Source organism: Mesorhizobium sp. IMUNJ 23033 (assembly GCF_044778005.1).
Taxonomy (GTDB): domain Bacteria; phylum Pseudomonadota; class Alphaproteobacteria; order Rhizobiales; family Rhizobiaceae; genus Mesorhizobium; species Mesorhizobium amorphae_A.
Map to the genome: position 1 here is coordinate 450,463 of NZ_JBJACT010000001.1, position 19,699 is coordinate 470,161.

General features: G+C 63.4%; 19 protein-coding genes. 12 read left to right on the plus strand and 7 right to left on the minus strand.

The genetic code is table 11. The features are described 5' to 3' along the window. Window positions 1–2 precede the first annotated feature (2 nt). The 5 genes from ACFX5Q_RS02155 to ACFX5Q_RS02175 form a co-directional block, all read right to left on the minus strand. Window positions 3–995: a serine kinase gene (locus tag ACFX5Q_RS02155; RefSeq protein WP_404275014.1), complete on the minus strand. Its 993-nt coding sequence runs from the start codon at window positions 993–995 to the stop codon at window positions 3–5. After that, complete coding sequence (locus tag ACFX5Q_RS02160) at window positions 992–2,923, minus strand: lasso peptide isopeptide bond-forming cyclase (protein WP_404275015.1); 1,932 nt, start codon at window positions 2,921–2,923, stop codon at window positions 992–994. Before ACFX5Q_RS02160 ends, ACFX5Q_RS02155 begins: the two co-directional genes overlap by 4 nt. Window positions 2,924–2,926: 3 nt before the next feature. Continuing rightward, the gene (locus tag ACFX5Q_RS02165) at window positions 2,927–3,343 is read right to left on the minus strand and encodes a lasso peptide biosynthesis B2 protein (RefSeq protein WP_404275017.1); all 417 of its coding nucleotides are present in this window, start codon (window positions 3,341–3,343) and stop codon (window positions 2,927–2,929) included. Beyond that, window positions 3,327–3,596 (minus strand): PqqD family protein, encoded by a 270-nt coding sequence (locus ACFX5Q_RS02170; protein WP_404275019.1) that lies wholly within the window; start codon window positions 3,594–3,596, stop codon window positions 3,327–3,329. The genes ACFX5Q_RS02165 and ACFX5Q_RS02170 overlap by 17 nt, the downstream gene beginning before the upstream one ends. Window positions 3,597–3,763: 167 nt before the next feature. After that, window positions 3,764–3,916, minus strand: coding sequence for a lasso peptide (locus tag ACFX5Q_RS02175; RefSeq protein WP_006205257.1), 153 nt, complete (start codon window positions 3,914–3,916; stop codon window positions 3,764–3,766). Between the two features lie 508 nt (window positions 3,917–4,424). Here ACFX5Q_RS02175 and ACFX5Q_RS02180 point away from each other — a divergent pair. The 8 genes from ACFX5Q_RS02180 to ACFX5Q_RS02215 all read left to right on the plus strand — a co-directional run bounded on the left by ACFX5Q_RS02180 (window position 4,425) and on the right by ACFX5Q_RS02215 (window position 12,764). Beyond that, window positions 4,425–5,573 (plus strand): nucleotidyltransferase family protein, encoded by a 1,149-nt coding sequence (locus ACFX5Q_RS02180; protein WP_404275021.1) that lies wholly within the window; start codon window positions 4,425–4,427, stop codon window positions 5,571–5,573. 70 nt (window positions 5,574–5,643) lie between these two features. Beyond that, window positions 5,644–6,666 (plus strand): glycosyltransferase family 2 protein, encoded by a 1,023-nt coding sequence (locus ACFX5Q_RS02185; RefSeq protein ID WP_404275023.1) that lies wholly within the window; start codon window positions 5,644–5,646, stop codon window positions 6,664–6,666. Between the two features lie 126 nt (window positions 6,667–6,792). Next, window positions 6,793–7,176 carry a hypothetical protein gene (locus tag ACFX5Q_RS02190; RefSeq protein ID WP_404275360.1) on the plus strand — a complete coding sequence of 128 codons (384 nt, stop codon included), beginning with the start codon at window positions 6,793–6,795 and terminating at the stop codon, window positions 7,174–7,176. 97 nt (window positions 7,177–7,273) lie between these two features. Beyond that, entirely contained in the window at window positions 7,274–8,158 is an 885-nt protein-coding gene (locus tag ACFX5Q_RS02195) for a family 16 glycosylhydrolase (protein ID WP_404275024.1), read from the plus strand. Between the two features lie 133 nt (window positions 8,159–8,291). Beyond that, window positions 8,292–9,623: a UDP-glucose dehydrogenase family protein gene (locus tag ACFX5Q_RS02200; protein ID WP_404275025.1), complete on the plus strand. Its 1,332-nt coding sequence runs from the start codon at window positions 8,292–8,294 to the stop codon at window positions 9,621–9,623. Between the two features lie 81 nt (window positions 9,624–9,704). After that, entirely contained in the window at window positions 9,705–11,147 is a 1,443-nt protein-coding gene (locus ACFX5Q_RS02205) for a GMC oxidoreductase (RefSeq protein WP_404275026.1), read from the plus strand. Between the two features lie 13 nt (window positions 11,148–11,160). After that, entirely contained in the window at window positions 11,161–11,610 is a 450-nt protein-coding gene (locus tag ACFX5Q_RS02210) for a hypothetical protein (RefSeq protein WP_404275027.1), read from the plus strand. A gap of 71 nt (window positions 11,611–11,681) precedes the next feature. Then, a complete protein-coding gene (locus ACFX5Q_RS02215; RefSeq protein WP_192179379.1) occupies window positions 11,682–12,764 on the plus strand; it encodes a glycosyltransferase in 1,083 nt (360 codons plus the stop codon). Window positions 12,765–12,824: 60 nt separating this feature from the next. Here ACFX5Q_RS02215 and ACFX5Q_RS02220 read toward each other — a convergent pair whose 3' ends face one another. Further along, window positions 12,825–13,847 carry a phosphoribosyltransferase gene (locus ACFX5Q_RS02220; protein ID WP_404275362.1) on the minus strand — a complete coding sequence of 341 codons (1,023 nt, stop codon included), beginning with the start codon at window positions 13,845–13,847 and terminating at the stop codon, window positions 12,825–12,827. Between the two features lie 31 nt (window positions 13,848–13,878). Further along, on the minus strand, window positions 13,879–15,375 hold the full coding sequence (locus ACFX5Q_RS02225; protein ID WP_192179380.1) for a lipopolysaccharide biosynthesis protein: 1,497 nt from the start codon (window positions 15,373–15,375) through the stop codon (window positions 13,879–13,881). Between the two features lie 190 nt (window positions 15,376–15,565). Between ACFX5Q_RS02225 and ACFX5Q_RS02230 the strand changes: the two genes are divergently transcribed. Genes ACFX5Q_RS02230 through ACFX5Q_RS02245 form a run of 4 tightly spaced genes read left to right on the plus strand, consistent with a single transcriptional unit; the run spans window position 15,566 to window position 19,698 of the window. Further along, complete coding sequence (locus ACFX5Q_RS02230) at window positions 15,566–16,738, plus strand: glycosyl transferase family 1 (protein WP_404275029.1); 1,173 nt, start codon at window positions 15,566–15,568, stop codon at window positions 16,736–16,738. Between the two features lie 38 nt (window positions 16,739–16,776). Continuing rightward, the gene (locus ACFX5Q_RS02235) at window positions 16,777–17,808 is read left to right on the plus strand and encodes a glycosyltransferase family 2 protein (RefSeq protein WP_404275031.1); all 1,032 of its coding nucleotides are present in this window, start codon (window positions 16,777–16,779) and stop codon (window positions 17,806–17,808) included. Beyond that, on the plus strand, window positions 17,808–18,758 hold the full coding sequence (locus ACFX5Q_RS02240) for a glycosyltransferase (RefSeq protein WP_404275033.1): 951 nt from the start codon (window positions 17,808–17,810) through the stop codon (window positions 18,756–18,758). The genes ACFX5Q_RS02235 and ACFX5Q_RS02240 overlap by 1 nt, the downstream gene beginning before the upstream one ends. Next, on the plus strand, window positions 18,748–19,698 hold the full coding sequence (locus ACFX5Q_RS02245; protein ID WP_404275035.1) for a glycosyltransferase family 2 protein: 951 nt from the start codon (window positions 18,748–18,750) through the stop codon (window positions 19,696–19,698). The genes ACFX5Q_RS02240 and ACFX5Q_RS02245 overlap by 11 nt, the downstream gene beginning before the upstream one ends. The last annotated feature ends 1 nt before the right edge of the window (window position 19,699 follow it).

Genomic DNA, 19,699 nt, shown 5'->3' on the forward strand with positions numbered 1-19,699 from the left:
GCTCACCGCGCACGATCGTCGGACGCCAGGTCCTTCTCGATGAGGGCCACGGCCTCGCCGATCCGGCCAAGGCCTGTCGGCACTTCGAGGCGGCACACGCCGATACGGCCCGCCAACCCGGCGCAATGGCGAAGGTGCCGGATGGCGAAATCGCCGACCAGGGCCGGCCGGCCGAAGCGTGTCACGTAGGAGAATTTGATGACGGCCGACAGCGCCGCTATCTCGGGCAGCGGCGATATCGCCGCCTTTTCACCGCGCTCGAGAATGTAGAGCCTCGTCACCGGAACCTTGTCCGGCGAAAATCCGCCATGCAGGCGATGCTGTGCCTTGTCGATCGCCGGATGCACCTGTGGGCGCACCTTCGCTTGCCGGATCGGGATGGCGGCCGCGGCGTCGGCCGCCAGCTTCAGCTGCGGAAAGCCCGGAACGATCATTGGCTCGTCCGGGCTGGACAGGTCGAGCGCCACGACGTCGTCGGTCAGCAATCCGTGCCCGGCGCTGATCATCGCTCCGGCCGTCGTCGATTTGCCGGCGCCCTTGTCGCCCATGAAGATCGCGCTCCTGCCGCCGACCGCAATCGCGCTGGCATGCAGGATGAGCAGGCCGCGCTGGTGCAAAAGCAGCGCCATGACCGGCCCGAGCAGCGGAAAGGCGATCAGCTGGTCGTCTATCCCGGGCGCCGGATCGACAATGATCCGGCAGGCGTCGCTGATCAGGAAGGCGCCGACCGCCTGCCATGCCAGATATTGTTGCCTTGGCTTGAAACGGAAAGCGGTTCCGGCCTCGAGCGAGGGTTTTGGATAGTCGATCGGACCGACGGCGATCACGATGTCGGCCGCGGCGGGCGCCGTCGGCTCGAGCTCGGGCAAGGCCAGTTCCGAGCTGATCGTCAGGCCATAGGCCTTGTAGAAGCGGCGCTCTCTGGCAGGAGTGCCTTCGACACGCAACCGAGCATGCCCGGGGTCGGCCGCGAGCGACGTGTTCGATCTCGTCATGCTTGGCTCCCACGCAGTTGAACTTGCCGTAACCAGAGAGAAAGCGCGATCGAGCGCCAGACACATTGGACATCGGGCAGGGTCGCCTCATCCGGCTGCCGCAGGATCCGCGCATAGGCCGCGCTCACCTCGGGCAGGTTGACATAGGGCGCGATGCGGTCCGCATCCGATACCAGAACCTTGTCGACAAGATCGCGGTGGTTGCCGAGCATGCCGTGGACGAGGTTGGACTTGAAATCGATCTTGTCGCGCCGCCATTGGACTGACGGCGGCAGGATCCCTTCCATGGCCCGGCGCAGCACATGGCGGCCAAAGCCGTTGTGCAATTTCTCTTCGCCCGGCAGCGCCAGGCAGAACTGGACCAGCGGCTTGTCCCAAAACGGATAGCGCGGCTCCACGCCGAAATTGGCGGCGGCCTTGTCGAGGACCTCGAAGGCGTGCGGCACAATCCCGTTCGACAGGATCCAGCGATGGCTAAGCGCTTCACTGGCGCTCACCGTGGACGGCATGTGTCCGGCCCGGTGGAAGCGGTCGACGAGGTCGGTCCGCCTGGCAAGCTCCGGATTGACCAGATGGCGCCAGCTCGGGCCGCGCGGTGCGGCCGGCCTGCTGCGAACCCTGCCCAGGATGCGGCGTGCCGTGTGCCCGAGTTTTGCGATGCGCCATGCCGGCCCGTAGAGGGTCAGGAACTGGTAGTACAGGCCCAGCATGCTGTCGCCATAGGTGTTCGAGGCGCTGCGGATTTCCCGCCACAGCTCCATCCATTTGCCGGCATTGGCAAGCTCGTGCAGATGGCCATGGCCTTGCGAGACGACTTCGTCGCCGCCATGGCCGTCCAGCAGCACCTTCATGCCTTTCGCGCCAGCCTCCCTGTAGATACCGCGCGTCAGCGACAGGCCGGGCGCCAGGAACGTCCCCTCCTGTTCTTCGAGGATGCGTTCGAACTCGGCGAACGGCGCATAATTGCCGACGGCAATCAGCGTGCCGTCAACCTTCTGCTGGCCGATTACCGCGTCGATGAAAGGCCTCTCGTCCATCGAGGAACCCCGTTCGAAGATCAGCGAAAAGGTCGGTAATCTGGGCTTTCGCGCCATGGCGTTCTGCAGGCCCGCCACGCAGGTGATCGCGGAAGAATCGAGGCCTCCGCTGAGCATCGCGCCGACCGCCGGCGTCCCTCGCATGCGGTTGCGGACCGATTGCGAGAACAGGTGACGAAACTCCTCCGCCGCATCGGACCGCATCGGTCTCGGCGACGGCTCGATCTGCCAATAGCGGCGCAGCACCACTTGGCGGTCGCTCACCGTCAGGCTGTGGCGGGCCGGCAGGCGGAACATGTCGGTATAGGGCGTCGACTGCGGATCGTCGGGCAGCCCGGCTAGAAACCCTGAAATCTGATGCTCGCTGAGGCGCGCGCCGGCGCCGCTCACGCCGAGGATGGGACCGATCTCCGAGGCGAAGATAAAACGCTGGTCATCCGCATGATAGTAGAAGGGTTTCACCCCGAAATGGTCGCGCGCGCAAAACAGGACTTGGCGCTCGCTGTCCCAGATGGCGAAGGCGAAGTCGCCTTGCAGATGGGTCGGGCATGCCTCGCCCCAGCGCAGATAGGCGCGCATCAGCAGCGAGCCGTCGGCAAGCGAAGAGTCCCTGATGCCGAGCCTGGCCAGCAATTCCTCGCGATTGTCCAGCCGGCAGTCCGCGGTGACGGCAAGCTTGCCGCCGGCCATGGTCAGGGGGCCGGGGCCGGCTTCATCCGTTGTGTTCAGCCAAGCATGGCCAAGGGTTGCACCAAGGGTTGTGGTCGTGTCCATCCACCACGAACAGCCATCACGGGCGCGATGATGCATGCGCGCCAGCATTTGCTGGATGTCGGCTGCGGCGGACGGCCTGCCTTGCTGCCTGGGCAGAATTCCGGCGATGCCGCTCATTGGCTACTGGCCGTGATCGACAAGATGGGCGAATCCGTTGATGGAACCGCCAAGGACAATATGGTTGCCGCTAATCAGCCAGGCATGCGCCTTCAATTGCGTGCCCGTATCCCGCTCGATGCCAATGCGGATTTTCGAGGCGTTGCCCTGGCGGGCGAGAATATATTGGCCGGAGATCGCCTGGGTGAGGCAGCTTGCATAGGGAACGAGACGGGCCGCGGCGGCAACGCCCCAGGCGACGCGCCTCAGGTCGCCGATGCCGGCCTCGTGAGGCGCATCGAGCTGCGTCACCATGCGGCGAAGGCGGTTGTACGAAAACAGCGTCAATCCCAGCCGCACCGCCGCGACCACCAGCAGGCAGTGCGCCAGAAACAGCATCTCCGAGCCACTCAAGGAGAGAACCCTAGACAAGTTCCTCATGGTGGAGCCTCGCAAGCCCTGCCTCGGCCAGGCCTTTCAACAACCCGTCGACGTCGGCCTTGCAACGCTCGGGATCGACGTCGTAGCGCGTGAGCACCGCGCTGCGGATATCCGCGATCGGCCGCGGCTCCTGGATCAGATCCCAGATATAGGCGCCGACGCTGTTCAGGCTGTAATAGATGTTGGATTTCAAATTGAGCAGCGCCAGCCCGTTGCCGAATTCGCAGGCCACGGCATCATTGGTCGCACTCACGCAGTCGCGGTCCGATGGGTTCCAGTTCATCCTAAAACCTCTGTTTACAATACGCTACGCTTCGTCATGTTCGGGACCGGTTGGAAAGCCGGGAGACTAACGCCCCCCGGCCTCCCTTATCGTTTACGCCCGGAGCCCCAACGTCGCACTCCGGGACGAAATCAAGCTCAGGAGAACGTGAGTTCGCCGATCGGCGTATGCGCGGGGAACGACGCGTCGAGCGCCGTCGAGCCGCCGCCGCCTTGCGTGATGGTCTCGATCGAACCGTGGACCGTCAGGCTAGGCGTTTCGTACTCATGCTTTTCAACATTCTGTTCCATTTTACTCTCCAATATGGACTGGAAACGGCCTGTCGAGTGCCGTCAGCACTTACAATGCTGCAATGCAATAGCTGCATGGCGTCATATGTGAGTCAAGCCTGATTTACCAACTGTTAATCAATTGCCGGTTGCGCTTGGCTCTGCCTGTGATCAAACCTTCGGCAATCGCATCCTAGTCACGCCTGATAGCGGAATTCAACGACGCGCCAGTGACGCCGAATTAAGCATCTGATTTGATTAGGATAAATTTTTTGACTCAAATGCCCGCTTTATAAGCACGAAGAAATTTGTTCGCAAATCGCCCGATTTGGCGTTCATAGCGGCCTTGGTTCGGCTCTCGATCGGAGTTCCGCTCGACCATGCTCGCATGTCGCAGTTAAACGTTGCGGTTGCATCAAAACGGGACGCCTAAGGAAAAACTAGACGGCGGAAGCGATTTTGGCGATGCTTTGCTTCGCAGTTGCAATATAAGGCGCCGACCGGAATTTTTGCGGAGACATTGTCAGGAATGGCCGTGCAGGAAGGTTCTTACGAAAGGCTGCGCGCCGCGGACTGCGCCGATGAAGTTGCCTACGTGCAAGCCTGCCTGAGGCTGTTCTTCGCTTCCGGACCGGCTGCTGCCGCGGGCGAGGCGCCTGGGGCGGCCATCTCGCTCGCCAGCGTCGCCGACATCGTCAGGCTGAACAAGGTTGCGACCTTCGTGCTCAAGGCCTTGTCGCGCGCGCCGGCAACACAAGCGCCGCCCGAACTGCGTGCCTGGCTCGACACCTATCGCAGGCGGACGGTTTCGATGAACTCGTCCTGCATGATGGACTCGATGGCCATTCACCAGGTGCTGCGCGACAGGCAGATCGACTTCGTCTTCCTGAAGGGGCCGTTCCAGCAGCAGCTGCTCTATGGCGACCATTTCATGAAGCCTTCGGGAGATGTCGACCTGCTGGTCTCGCCGGGCGGCTTTTTCAAAGCACGCGAGGCGCTGCGCTCGATCGGCTATGAGGTCGCCGGCAAGTCCCGCTCGGTCTGGTGGCTGCGTTTCCTTGGGGAGCAGCACATGCTCCGCGGCGGCGGATTGAAACAGTCCACGGTCGATCTTCACTACCGCCTGCAGCAGCCGGGATCACCGAGCCCGCGCGATACGGACGGGTTCCTGCGCCGCAAACGCGAGGTCGAGATCGCCGGCGCCAGGGTGCCGTTCACCTCGGCCTCCGACACGCTGCTCTTGTCCTGCATCAGCGTCGCCAAGGCCTTCTTCAATCGCGAGCCCTGCGCCGGCTATGTCTGCGACATCAGAGCCAGCACCAGCCTGCTGAGCGAAGCGGAACAGCAGAGCGTGCTCGCCTATGCGGCCGGGCAGGGCCTGGCGGGCACGCTGCTGCTTGGCCTCAGGGCCGCCGACGTGCTTCTTGGCGGCTCGGACATGCTCCTGTCGGAGCGCGCCACCCGCATCCTGTCGCGCATAGAAAATGCCGACCTGTTCCACATGGTGATCGCGCCCTGGCTGTCGTCCTTGCGCTGGCCGCAGCGGCGCACCGTGTTATGGGAATTGTGCGGCCGCGAGCCGGTCCGCTATCTGGCCGAGGCCGGCTGGGCGGCATCCGCCGATCTCAGCCGGCGTATTTTCGAAAGGCCGACAGTTAGCGAGGCGGACGGCCGGTGAACATCGTTTCGGGCGTCAAGGGGGCAGAAAATTCGGAGTCACTCGTGCAGTGCAATCGAAAGGTGAATTGATGTCCAACACGGAATCCCGGGTCTGCGTGATCATCGCAGCCCGCAACGCAGCCCGCACCATTCCGGCCGCCATCGCCTCCGCGCTGCGCGAGCCCGAAGTGGCCGAAGTCGTCGTCGTCGACGATGCCTCCACCGATGACACTGCGCAAGTAGCGCGCGCCGCCGACGATGGCAGCGGCAGGCTCTCGGTCATGCGCCTCGACATCAACAAAGGGCCCTCCTTTGCCCGCAACGCCGCGATTGCTGGCTCCACTTCACCGTTCATCAGCATTCTCGACGCCGACGATTTCTTTCTCGAAGGCCGGTTTCGCAGGCTGTTCGCCAGCGCCGACTGGGACTTCGCCGCCGACAACATCATGCTGATCAGGGACGATGCGGCGACCGATGTCTCGAAGGTCGTCGCTCCGCCATTCTCGGCCGACCCTGAGTTCCTTGATCTCGAAAGGTTCGTCGAAGGCAACATTTCCAGGCGCCGCGTGCAGCGCGGCGAGCTTGGCTTCCTCAAGCCGGTCATCAGCCGGGCCTTTCTCGAGCGCCACGGCCTGCGCTACGACGAAAGCCTACGCCTTGGCGAAGATTACGAGCTCTATGCGCGCGCCGTCGCCCGTGGGGCGCGCTTCAAGGTCATACGCTCCTGCGGCTACGGCGCGATCGTTCGTGCCGATTCGCTGAGCGGCCGCCACCGGACGCTGGATCTGAAGCGTCTGGCCGACGCCGACCTGGCGCTGCTCAAGATCGACAGCCTGCCGGAAACCTCCAAAGCGGTGCTGCGCAAGCACGAACGCCATGTGCGCGACAAATACCGGCTGCGCAACTTCCTCGACGTAAAGGCCGAGCGCGGCCTGGCATCGGCCGCCGCCTACGCCCTGGCCAGCCAGTCGAACCTCATTCCCATCGTTCGCGGCGTCGCCGCCGACAAGCTGGAGGCGCTGTTTCGCCATGCCGGCCTTGCCTCGAAACGGCAGCAGGTGCCGCCGATGCGCTTCCTCATGGCGGCCAACGCCGCAACCGCCGAGAACTAGGTTTCGGCGCGCTGCGGCAGCGGCCGGAAATTCGAAAAACACGCCTTTGCCAAACTCCGAGGTTGCTTAGTCGCCCTGGGAATGGCAGTGTATGTTGCGGTGCAGCAATTGTGGAAGGCCAACCGGATGGCTTCGATATTCGGCTTCAGATCCAGGGATCCAGCCCGGGACCGGCAGTCCGATCTCCAGCGTTTCGATCGTCTCGCGAGGTTGCTGGATCAGATCGCGACGGAGATCGAGGCGGAGAAGACCGGGCTTGAGAATCGCTATCGGTCAAAGGCGACGAACGCTGCCTTCCTGGTCGAGGCGATGGAGAACGGCTCGGCATCGACGAGCAAGGTGTCCGAAGTCAGCGAACTGACGACATCGATCCTGAATTACGAGCGGCGCATCGCAGCGCTTGCCCGCCAGAACAGCCTGATGAAGGAACTGCGTCATTCACTCGACGCGATCGTCGAAGAGAATGGTGAGTCTCCTCAAGCCGCCGGTCTGGCGGCACGAGGCAGGTAACGAGGAAGATACAAGGGCGGAGGATCAGCAGCGGCTCGTCATGCGGCGGGCCAATTGGTGACTTTGGGTTGGGCGGACAGCACAAAGGTAAGTTAGTATGAACGCAGATCCCAAGACTATCTCCATCGTCGTGGCCGATGCCACGCCGTCGATGCGGTCGAATCGGCAAGGCAGCTTTTGGCACCTGTGCATGGCGGGAGCGCTTCTCCTGGCCGCTGCCGCAACGGTGCACCAGGCCCACGCGCAGGACCAGGCCCACGCGCAGGACTTGCCGAGCGCACCCTCATTCGTCGATGATTTCACCAAGTTCGATCATTCGCGCTGGTACGTATCCGACGGCTGGTCGAACGGCCCGCACCAGAACTGCACCTGGTCGAAGCGCCTGGTCAGCCTGTCCGACGGCGCACTGACGTTGGGCTTCGAGAAGCGCCAGACCAAGGATCGCGCTTTCGCCTGCGGCGAGATCCAGACCAAAAAGCGCTACGGCTACGGAATCTACGAGGCGCGCATGAAAACGGACACCGGGTCCGGTCTGAATGCCGCGTTCTTCTCCTACATCGGTCCCCAGGACAAGCAGCCATGGGACGAGATCGACTTCGAGGTTCTGACCAAGGACACCTCCAAGGTGCAGGTCAACACTTACATTTCCGGCAAGCCGAAGAACGAAAAGCTCACCGATGTCGAAGGCGGCACCGACAAGGGTTTCAACGACTACGGCTTCGTCTGGGAGAAGGAGCGGCTGCGCTTCTACGTCAACGGCAAGCTCGTCCAGGAAGTGACGAACCCGGCGGAGTTGCCGACCCACTCGCAAAAGATATTCTTCAGCCTCTGGGGCAGCGAGAAGCTGACCAGCTGGATGGGCCCCTTCTCGGATCCGGGCCGCAAGGTCACGATGCAGGTGGAGCGCGTCGCATTCACTGCGCTTGGCCAGCCCTGCCAGTTCCCGGAATCGCTGGCATGCAGCATAAGCAACAGCAACTAGGCATGATCCCGAACCGAATGCAGCAGAAAGTGGGAACCGGCTTCGGATCGTGCTCCAATAGGAAACAGGCCCTGGACGGCCTGCCATCTGAACCGGCCGCACCGAAGACGGCCCTGAACAGGAAGCACACCGAATGAACTTGACGGTCTTTGGAATAGGCTATGTTGGTCTCGTACAGGCCGCCGTGCTCGCGGAAGTCGGGCATCAGGTGGTGTGCGTCGACATCGACGAGAAGAAGGTCGAACGGCTCAACCAGGGCCTTATCCCAATCTTCGAACCTGGGCTCGAAAGCCTCGTCAAGGAGAACCACGCCGCCGGCCGCATCAAATTCACCACCGATGCCAAGGCCGCCGTCAAGCATGGCGAGATCCAGATGATCGCCGTCGGCACGCCGCCCGGCGAGGACGGTTCGGCCGACCTCAAATACGTGCTGGCCGTCGCCGAGGCGATCGGCCGCGAGATGGAGGCGCCCAAGATCGTCGTCGGCAAGTCGACGGTGCCGGTCGGCACCTGCGAAAAGATCAAGGCCAGAATCGCCGAGACGCTGAAGAAAAGGGGCCGCGAGGACCTGGCCTTCGACGTCGCCTCCAACCCGGAATTCCTCAAGGAGGGTTCCGCGGTGGCCGACTGCATGAAGCCGGACCGCATCATCGTCGGCACCTCGAGCGAGGGTACCGAGGCGGTGATGCGCGAGCTCTACGCTCCGTTCAACCGCAACCACGAGAAGATGATCGTGATGGACGTGCGCAGCGCCGAGTTCACCAAATACGCGGCCAATTGCATGCTGGCCACCAAGATCAGCTTCATGAACGAGATGGCCAATCTGGCCGAGCAGCTTGGCGCGGATATCGAGGAGGTGCGCAAGGGCATCGGCAGCGATCCGCGCATCGGCTACCACTTCATCTATCCGGGTCTCGGCTATGGCGGCTCGTGCTTCCCCAAGGATGTGCGCGCCCTGATCAAGACCGCCGAGGGCGTCAAGTTCGACGCCAAGCTGCTGCGTGCTGTCGAGGAGCGCAACAACGAGCAGAAGTCCGTCCTGTTCGACAAGGTGAACCGCTACTTCAAGGGCAACCTCAAGGGTAAGACCTTCGCCTTGTGGGGCCTGGCCTTCAAGCCGAATACCGACGACATGCGCGAGGCGCCGGCCCGCAACTTGATGGAAGCGCTGTGGAAGGCGGGCGCGAAGGTGCAGGCCTACGATCCCGAGGCGATGCAGGAATGCCAGGCCATCTATGGGCTGCGCGACGATCTGCTGCTCTGCGGCACCAAGGAAGCGGCTCTGCGCGGCGCCGAGGCGCTGATGATCGCCACCGAGTGGAAGAGCTTCCGCGCGCCGTCCTTCGACGCACTGAAGGATGCGCTGACCACGCCGGTCATCTTCGACGGCCGCAACCTCTATGACCCGAAGGTCATCGCCCGCCACGGCATCGAATATCACTCGATCGGCAGGGTGGCTGCGTGAAGGCCGGCTCAGAAGGCGGCCTCGACGAACGACAACGAGGCCGCCGGTGAACGCGCTGCTTTCGGGAAAGGATAGGATCTGATGGTGCTGGATATCAGGCCCGAGCAAATCGCCAACGAGCATTTCGATATCATCGCCATCGGCTCCGGTTTTGGTTCGGCCTTCTTCCTGCACGCATTCGCCAAGCGCCGCAAAGCGCGTGTCCTGGTTTTGGAATGGGGCCGGCACAACACGCATGAGTGGCAGCTCGGCCAGAATGCCAACACCGACATCGACGACGAATCGACCTACAAGACCAACTCCGAAAAGCCGTGGAACTACACCATCGGACTGGGCGGCGGCACGAACTGCTGGTTCGCGCAGACGCCGCGCTTCCATCCGAACGACTTCCGGCTGAAGAGCACCTATGGCGTCGGCAATGATTGGCCGATCAGCTATGACGAGCTCGAGCCGTTCTATTGCGACGCCGAGGAGGTCATGTCGATCTCGGGCGATCCCGACATGGCTCAGATGCTACCGCGCTCGAAACCGTTTCCGCAGCCGCCGCATCGCATGTCGACGCCGGACCGCATGATGAAGGCGGCGCAGCCCGACCAGCACTTCGTCATGCCGACCGCGCGTGCGCGTGTGGCGACCGCACAGCGAAGCTCGTGCTGTGCCAATTTGCGCTGCTGGCTGTGCCCGGCCGATGCCAAGTTCACCGTCAACAACGGCCTGATGCACGTCTTCGAGCATCCGGATGTTTCAGTCTGCCTCAGCTCGGAAGTGCGGCGGCTCGACCATGCCGGCGGCTCCGTCCGCTCGGTGGTGTTCACCCATGGCGGCGAGGAATATTCAGCCAGTGGCGACCTTTTCGTGCTCGGCGCCAATGCGATCCAGAGCCCGGCGATCATGCTACGGTCCGGGCTCGGCGGCGAATTCGTCGGCCTCGGCCTGCACGAATCCTATGGCTGGAACTTCGAGGTCTATCTAGACGGCGTCGACAATTTCGACGGCAGCACCATCACCACCGGTCTGAATTTCGGGCTCTATGACGGTCCCCACCGCGCCGAGCACGCGGCGGCGCTGCTCTATTTCGAGAACCGCTGGCAGCATGGCATGCGGGCCGAGAAGGGTCGGCTGCGGCAGACGCTGCCGCTGGTCATCGTCACCGAAAACCTGCTCGATCCGGAAAACCGCGTCATCCTCGACAAGGATGAGAACGCCTTCGTCAGTTTCAAGGGAGCGTCGGACTATGCCGTCAACGGCATGGCCAAGGCGCTGGAAAGGCTGCCGGCGCTGCTTAAGCCGCTGCCGGTCGAAAAGCTGTTCGATCGCGGCATCCGACCGACCGAATCGCATGTGCAAGGCACGTTGCGGATGGGCACTGGCCCTGCGGATTCAGTCGTCGACCGCGACATGATCCACCACCAGCTGAGGAACCTCGTCGTTGTCGGCACGAGCACCTATCCCAGTTGCTCCTGCGTCAATCCAAGCCTGACGGCGGCGGCTCTGTCGCTGAGGGCGGCGAGCCGGATCGCATGAAGGGAGCTCTGCAATGATGAAGATCACGCGACGCTCTGCTCTGGCCCTGGTCGCCGGCGGGCTCGCTTCCACCGGCATTGCTTACGCCGCCGTGTCCTCGTTCTCGGACGAGGACCTGGTGCGCGTCACGCTGGAACGGTATCTCGGTCCGCTGAACATGCGCATCGAGCACCTGCAGCAGTTCGTGCTGGAATTCCGCAACCGGAATCCCTGGATATTTCCGAACGAAAAGCTGAGCGATGCGGTCACTCTGGTCGAGGAGCTCAAACTGGGCGCCGTACGCCGGCTGCTGCCGCATGAAAAGCGGGAAGATTTGGTGCATTTCGACCGCTGGGTCATCGCCGAATTCCATGTGCTGACCGACTACGCATGGCGCAGCTCGCCGAACGACCCGATCCGGTTTACCGGCTGGCAGTCCTGTACCAATCCGTTCGCAAATCTGGAGCCGCCGAAAGTCGCTTGAGGCGAAGGCAAGACGCTGGTCCTGGCCAGCGTCCGAACGAAACACGAGAATGCGACAAGGAGCCCGATCCCATGAAAGTCCTTTTTGCAGGTGGCAACGGTTACACGCCGCAATTCAGTGGCGGCGTCCAGTCCAGCACCCATCATCTGGCCGAGCAATTGATCGAGCATGGCCATGAGGCGTCGGTGCTTGCCGCGCTCTTCGGCCAGGGCGTCTTCGGCTACAAGGCGCGCGCCAAGATGAAGCTTTTGCGGCAACGTGCCGTCATCGACTCCTATCCGGGCTATCCGGTGGTGCGGGCATGGTTTCCCTGGGAGGCTGCCGGCTTTGCCGTGAAGAAGCTGAGGCCGGACGTCGCCGTGGTCCAATGCCACAAGTCGGTTCCGATCGGCAAGGCGCTGGAGGCGGAAGGCGTTCCGCTGGTCGTCTATCTCAGGAATGTCGAATTCCATGAATTGGGTGGCGACCTGCGTGAATTGCGTTCGGCTCTCTACATCGCCAACTCCGAATTCACGGCGCGCACCTACAAGCAGAAATTCGACATCGATTCGACGGTCATTCCGCCGACCATCAATCCCGGCTTCTACAGCACGCCGACGACAGGCGAGTACGTCACGCTGATCAATCCTTACGAGGAAAAGGGCTTCGACCTGGCGGTGCGCATCGCCGCCGCCTGCCCCGAAATCCCGTTCCTGTTCGTCGAAAGCTGGAAGCTCGACGACGATCATCGGGCCCGCATCGAACAGACGATCGCGCCATACCCCAATGTCAAGCTGGAGAGCCGCACCAGCGACATGAAGACGGTGTATGGCCGCACCAAGATCCTGCTCGCTCCCAGCAAGTGGGAGGAGGCCTGGGGCCGGGTGGCGTCGGAAGCCCATTGCAGCGGCATTCCCGTCGTCGGCTCGCGGCGCGGCGGCCTGCCCGAAGCGATCGGCTCGGGCGGCGTGGTGCTGGACTATGACGGTCCGCTCGACGATTGGGTGGCGGCGATCAGGCTGCTGTGGAACGATGCCCAGGAGTATGCGCGGCTTTCCGCGGCGGCGCGTACATTCTCGGAGCGCCCGGCTTTGGACCCGCAGCGTCAGTTCGCCACGTTCTTCTCGTTGCTCGACAAGGCGGCGGCACAACGAACTACACGCCAGGCTGCGTGAGCTTCGCGAAGCAGCGCCCGTCGTGGCGCTGCATCCCTGTTCCCGGCGTTATTGGCGGGATCAGGCCGGTCGCTTGACCCGGCTCTTCAGCGTCTCGTAGCCGCGTTCGCCAAGCAGCGTGCGCGCCACTTTCTTGACCACAGTCTTGCGCCCTTCGGGCGAATTGACCTGACGCAGCCTGGCCGGCAGGTTGCGCGCCGCCTGGTTGAGCGCCGCCAGCGACAGCGCGTCGGGATAGGTCACCAAATGGGTTTCCACGCACAGCACCGGCTTGCCGGAAAGCTTGGCGATCTTGAGCGCCTGCTGGTGCTCGCTTTCGATGAACAGGATCGCATCGGTTTTGGCGTAGAAATCGGCCTTGAAACTGCCATGCACGCCAAGCCGCTGCCGTTCCGCCTTGCTCGGCAGGTCAAGCATGATCAGCTCATCGTATTTGATGTCGTGCTTGTCGAGCCAGGCCTCGGTGAGCTTGCGGTATTTCTCCAGCCGGCTGGTAACCAGCCAGCCGATCTTGCGGGTCGGGGCAAAGAGTGGCCGCGCTTCGGCGAGGAATTTCTCATAGGCCGGGCCGTCGTCATTTTCCGCCTCGGTCGGATCGAGGCAAAGCACGCCGTCGATGTCGACGCAGCATTGCGCGAGGAATTTGTGGTGCATGAAGTTCCACTGGAACATCCTGGGGTGCGGCACCACTTCGAAGACGACGTCGGTCTCCTGATGCTGTGACATCAGCCCGAACACCGCGGCAAAGGTGTAGTCCGCCTTGATGCCGGCGGCCTCGATCCGGTTGCGCGCGTCGCGCATGGCGTTGCCACCGCTGACGCTGTCGTCGATCACCAGGATCTTGCGCATGTCGGTGGCCTGCCGGTCGAGCGCGGCGCGCCGCTTGGTGATGCCCGAGGAATAGATTTTGCCGGCGATGAAGCTGTCGAGGTCGGTCATCGGGATGTTCGACGCAAGGCTGACCAGCGTGGCGGCGAGAATGCCGCTTCTCGGCACGCCGACCACCAGGTCGATGTCGCGCGGCAGCCGGTGAAGGTTGCTGACGATGGCGTCGTTCATGTCGGAAATCGATCGGTAGTGCATGGTCTGGGTCGGATCCTCGAGTGTGCGCATGTTATTTTGCTCCGCTGGGCACAGCCGCCGGCGCCCGCATCGGCACCAGCTTCAAGGCCTCGCGCAAGGCTTCGCGGCCGGCGGCGAAGCAAAGCGAGACCAGGACGGTGGTGACATAGGACAGCACCACCGCGCCGGCCATGGCGACGATATGCTGTTGTGGCAGGAACGGCTTGGCGAACCAGACGGCGGCCAGTGCCAGGTGCGCGCCAAGCACGAAGGGGGTTGCCGCGCGCAGCACATGGTGTGCCTTCAGCGGCCCGGTCTTGCCGATATAGAGCCACAGGAAAGGCGTTCTCATGTATTCGCTGACCGCATAGGCGATCGCTACGCCGAGCGCGCCATAGGGCAGTCCGATGAGGAAGGCCAGCACCGACGTCACCGCCGTCACGATGCCCCAGCGCATGAAATCGCCCGAGCGGCCCTGGCTGACGAACAGCCAGCCCGCGGGATTGTTGAGCGGCTGCAGCAGCCCGGCAAAGCCGAGCGCCAGGAAGATCGGCGCGCTCTGCCGCCACTGCTCGCCGAGCACGAAGGGGATCAGCACGTCGGACATGGCGGTGGCGAAGGCGACGCCCGGCAGCGCAACCAGCAGGATCAGCGGCATGACGCGCAGATAGGCGCTGCGGTAGCGGTCGGGCTCGTCCTTCAGCCTGGAAAGGGCCGGCACCATGACCTTGGAGAGCGGGTTGGTGATCTGGCTGAGCGGAAACAGCAGCAGCTTGTAGGCGCGGTCATAGAGGCCGAGCTGGGCTTCGCCCCAATATTTGCCGATCAGCACATTGTCGAGGTTGCGGGCAAAGAAGTTGGCGAAGTTGAAGCCGGTGATTCCGGCACCGAAATTGAGCAGTTGGCCAATGCCCTCGACCTTGCGCGGCATGCCCGGCCGCCATCTGGAGCTGACCCAATAGCAAAGCGTCGGCAGCACCGCTCCGGTCAGCGTGCCGGCAAACAGCGCCCAGTAGGAACGGTCGATGAAGGTCCAGGCGATCGAAACGGCAAGACCCGTGACGGCGCTGGCGACGTCGATGATCGCCAGGCGGGTGAACTGCATGCGGCGCGTCAAAAGCGCCAGGTGCTGGGCGCCGAGGCCATAGGCCATGATCTGCAGCCCCAGTGCCGCCACCAGGCCCGAAACGCGCGGTTCGCCGTAGAAGGCGGCGACCAAAGGTGCGGCGCCGGCCAGCACGCAGGCAAGGACGGCACTGACCGCGACATTGATCCAGAAGAGGGAATTGACCTCGTCGTGACGGATGCCGGTTTTCTGGATCGTCGCCTGGGTCAGGCCGAAATCCTGGAACAGCGCGATAAAGGCAAGTACCGGCGCACACATCGCCACGACGCCGAAATCCTGCGGCGACAAGAGCCGCGACAGCACGATGACGGAGATGATCTGCGTCGCGACGCGCACGGATTGCGCCATGGCCGTGACGATGGCACCGCGCCCGACCGATCTGCGGAGAGAGCCCTCTGGCGGATCGAATGCATTGGCTTCCAAATTCAGGATCCCTGATTTTCGCACCGGCCGTGACATCACGACCGGCAAACCGCCGCCTCGGACAAACTACGGCAATATTTTTGCAGTGCAACAAAAAACATGGATTCTTGCTACGCTGCACCAAAAATGTTGCGATGCAGCAAGAGCTGTACTAGCATCCCTGTGGGTGGGCCAACAGCGGTCGAGTTTCATGCTGCATGTCCTGTACTTGGTACATGACGTTTCCGATCCGGCGGTGCGACGACGGATCATAATGCTCAGAGCAGGCGGCGCCAGGGTTACACTGGCGGGCTTCCGCCGCACCACAGGCCCGGTCACGGAGATCGAGGGACTGCGTCCGATCGACCTCGGCGCGACGCGCGACGGCCGATTCGGCCAGCGCCTAGCGGCGGTCGCCAAGGCGGCGGTCTCTATCGGCTCGAAGCTCGCCACAATGCCGCGGCCCGACCTCATCATAGCGCGTAACCTTGAAATGCTGGCGCTTGCCCGGCGCGCCAAGGCCGTTTTTCAAGGGGCGGTACCGATCGTCTACGAATGCCTCGACATCCATCGCCTGGTGCTTCGCGACGATTTGCTGGGCAAGGCGCTGCGCGGCGCGGAACGCTATCTGGCGCGCGACGTGAAGCTTCTGGTGACCAGTTCGCCGGCCTTCATCGCCAATTATTTCAAGCCGTTTGGACAAATCGCCGCGCCGGTCGAGCTGGTCGAAAACAAGTATTTCGATACGGCACCGGTGGTGGCCGATGACCGGTTGAAAGTGGAAAATCCTGCCGCGCCGCCGTGGCGAATCGGTTGGTTCGGTGCGCTCAGATGCCGCCGCTCGCTGCAGCTGCTGGCAGAATTCACCCGCCGCCTCGACGGACGCTTCGAGGTCATCCTTCGAGGTCGCCCGGCGCTTTCCGAATTTCCCGATTTCCACGCCTTCGTCGAGGCCGAGCCCTTTCTCTCCTTCCGCGGCCCCTATCGCAACCCGGAGGATATGTCGGCGATCTACAGCGAGGTGCATTTCGCCTGGGCGATCGATTTCTTCGAGGAAGGCCAGAATTCCGAATGGCTGCTTCCCAACCGCCTCTACGAGGGATGCCGCTTCGGCGCAGTGCCGATCTCGATGGGCAACACCGAAACCGGGCGCTTCCTCAACCAGCAGGACATCGGCGTTCTGCTGCCTGAGGCCGCGCCCGAGGTGCTCGAAACGGCGCTGGGCAGGATGGAAGAGGATCGCTTCCGCAAGCTGAAGGCGCGGGTGCTTGCCCGCAACCCGAGGACCTGGAGCTACGATCGCAGCGATTGCCTGGCCTTTGTCGACAAGCTGCGTGGTCTGGCTGCCGCGCCTGGCCCCTTCGTCACCGAGGCGCTGGCATAGGATGACCGGGAATGGAAACTAAGGATGGACGAGGCCTGATGACGCAAACCGAAATGCCCGCATCGAGCCTGATCGCATCGAGCCTGCCCCCATCGAACTTGATCGTCATTCCGTGCCTCAACGAAGCAGCCCATATCGGGGCGCTGCTCGGGCAGCTCCGGCCGGCGGCCGAACGGCTCGGCGCCCGCATCGTCGTTGCCGATGGCGGCAGCACTGACGGTACGCTGGCGATCGTCCAGGCGGTCGCTGCAAAGGATCCGCGCGTCGTTCTGCTCCACAACCCGAAGCGCATCCAGAGCGCCGCGCTCAATCTTGCCGTGGCCAGTTTCGGCGATGGTGCTGAATATCTGATCCGGATCGATGCGCATGGCGGCTATTCCGATGACTATTGCGACCGGCTGGTCGAGGAGGCACTGGCCATGGGTGCGGATTCGGTCGTCGTCTCGATGTTGACCAGCGGCACCGGCGCCGTGCAGAAGGCGGTTGCCGCGGCGCAGAACTCGAAGCTCGGCACCGGCGGCTCCAAGCACCGGCATTTGTCGGCTGGAGAATGGGTCGACCACGGTCACCACGCATTGATGCGCATATCGGCCTTCAGGGCCGTGGGCGGCTATGACGAGACGTTCAGCCACAATGAGGATGCCGAGTTCGACCACCGGCTTCGCCAGGCCGGCTACCGGATCTGGATGAGCGGCAGGACGCAGATGGTCTACTATCCGCGCTCCTCGCTGAAGAGCCTGTATTTCCAGTATCTCGGCTATGGCCGCGGCCGCGCCAAGAACGTTCTCAAGCACCGCGTGATGCCGAAAGTCCGGCAGATGATACCGCTGCTGGTGTTTCCCGTGGTTCTGTTGGCGCCCTTTTCTCTCGTGTACGTGCTGGCGGCGTTGCCGTTCCTTGTATGGTCGATGGTTTGCATCTTCTACGGCCTCGTGACCGCCATCAGGCGGCGCGATATGGCGCTTGTGCTTGTCGGGGTGTCGGCGATGGTCATGCATCTGGGCTGGTCGATGGGCTTCTGGCTGCAGCTTCTCGAGCCGCGACCGCAGACGCAGCACGGGGTGGCGTAATGGGCGCGGCCGCAACAAAACGCAGCGTCGACATCTGCGTCTGCACGTTCCGGCGGCCTGAGCTTGCCGACACGCTTCGCTCTATCGCCGCCATGGACCGGCCGGAGGGATTCGAAATCGGCGTCGTTGTCGCCGACAATGACGATGCGCCGAGCGCTCAGCCGCTGGTCAAGGCGCTGGCGCAGGAATTGAAGCTGCCGGTCCGCTACCGCCATGCTCCCGCGCGCAACATCTCGGTGGCGCGCAACGCCTGTCTCGACGCCAGCGTATCGGACTTTGTCGCCTTCATCGATGACGATGAAACGGCCTCGCCGCAATGGCTCGCCGAGCTGGTCGCGACCGCCGAGGCGAGCGGTGCAGCCGCCGTGCTCGGCCCGGTAAAGGCGCGTTACGGCTCGGATGCGCCAGCCTGGATGCGCAAAGGTGATTTCCACTCGACCCTGCCGGTCTGGGTGCATGGCGAAATCCGCACCGGCTACACCTGCAACGTCCTGCTGAGGACACGCGACGCCAGCCTTCGCGACCGCCGCTTCAGCCTGGCGCGCGGCCAGACCGGCGGCGAGGACACCGAATTCTTCGATTACATGGTCAAGGCCGGCGGCCGCATCGCCTTTTCGCCGCGCGCCTTCGTCGACGAGGTGGTGCCGCGCGCCAGGGCCGCATTCGACTGGCTGCGCCGCCGCCGCTTCCGTTTCGGCCAGACCCATGGTCACCTGCTCGGCAGCAACGCAACCGGCGTCCGGCGCGCCAGGGAAATCGGCCTCGCCTCGGCAAAGGCGGCCTATTGCTTTGCCATGGCGATCGCGACGGCGGTCAGCCCGGTTCGCCGGAACCGCAGCGTGCTGCGCGGCATCATGCATGTCGGCGTCGTCAGCGGTCTCGTAGGTGTTCGCGAAATCCGCCAATACGGACTGCCCTCGCCGCAGGAAGGGGGCAAGCGTGCAGCCTGACGTCAGCTTCGTCATCGCCGCCTACAACGCCGAAGCGACCCTCGACCGGGCGATCGCCAGCGCGATTGCCCAGCGCGACGTCAGCGTCGAGGTCGTCGTCGTCGACGACACCTCGCGCGACAGGACGCTCGAGGTGGCGCGGTCCTACCCGCAGGACATCGTGCGCGTCGTCGCTTTGCCCGAAAACCGCGGCCCCGGCGGCGCCAGGAATGCCGGCCTCGAGCTTGCCCGCGGCCGCTGGGTCGCCGTCCTCGATTCCGACGATGCCGTCTATCCCGGCCGGCTCAGCACCATGATCGCGCGGGCGGAAAAGGCCGGCGCCGAGATCGCAATCGACAACCTCCAGGTCGTGCGCGAGGACGGCGTTGCCGAGGACACGATGTTCCCGGCCGCCTATCTGGAGAGCCTGGGCGAAATCTCGCTGGCCGATTACATAGCCGGCAACATAGTCTTCGAATCGCGGTTCAACCTCGGTTATCTCAAGCCGATCTTCCAGCGCCGTTTCCTGAACGAGAACGGCCTTCGCTACGATGAAGGTCTGATCATCGGCGAAGACTACATCCTGTTGGCCAGCGCTTTGGCCAAGGGCGGCAGATGCGTGGTCGAGCCGACGACTGGCTACGTCTACCATATTCGCAGCGGCTCCATTTCCCGCGTGCTCGAGCTTCATCACGTCGAAGCGATGCGCAAGGCCGATGCGATCTTTGCCGAGACGCATGCGATGGACCCGGAGGCCGCGGCCGCATTCGCCAGGCGCAGCCGCAGCCTGCGCCGGGCGGCTTCGTTCCTGTCTCTGGTTCAACACATCAAGGCGCGGTCCCCGCTCAAGGCGATATGGACGGCGCTCAGCGATCCGGCAGCGGTCAGGCATATGAGCATGCCGATCGCTGTCCGGCTGCGACGGGTTGCGGCACAGTTTGCCGTGGGGGCGGGGAGGTGAA